This is a genomic window from Roseateles sp. P5_B10, from assembly GCF_056400485.1.
In genome coordinates, this window is sequence record NZ_JBFULE010001698.1 from 1 (window position 1) to 550 (window position 550).

Below are 550 nucleotides of genomic sequence, written 5' to 3' on the forward strand. Positions count from 1 at the left end.
GGCAGGATCAGCGTGGCAATCTGGCGATCCTTGGCGGCGGCAATTGCTGCGGCGCCGTCTTTGGCCACCGACTTGGAATCCGGCGAGGTGTGCACCCACTGCGACATCGGACGGGCGAGGCCCTCGATGTCCGAGGTCAGCGGCGCGTTATATTCGATGTGATAGACGGCGTGCTGGCCGACGATGTTGACGATGCCCGAATTGGCCTTCTTGGCGTTGTGCAGGTTGGCAAGGCCGTTGGCGAGGCCGGGGCCGAGATGCAGCAGTGTCGAGGCCGGAGTGCCCTTCATGCGGAAATAGCCGTCGGCGGCGCCGGTCACGATGCCTTCGAACAGGCCGAGCACGCAGCGCATGCCTTCCACGCGGTCGAGCGCCGCAACGAAATGCATTTCCGACGTTCCCGGATTGGCAAAGCAGACATCCACATTGCCCGCGACCAATGTCCGCACCAGGCTTTCCGCACCGTTCATCGTCTCACTCCGTTTGATTTGGTTCGCAATTTCGGTTTCTCGATCTCGGGGCTGATGAACCATTGTTCGGGGGGCTCGTC

General features: G+C 62.2%; 1 protein-coding gene. It reads right to left on the reverse strand.

Features of this window, described 5'->3' with window-relative positions:
• The coding region (locus tag AC1DU6_RS35410) for a thiamine pyrophosphate-binding protein (RefSeq protein WP_477863269.1) at positions 1-470 on the reverse strand (470 nt) is incomplete at its 3' end.
• Positions 471-550: the final 80 nt, after the last annotated feature.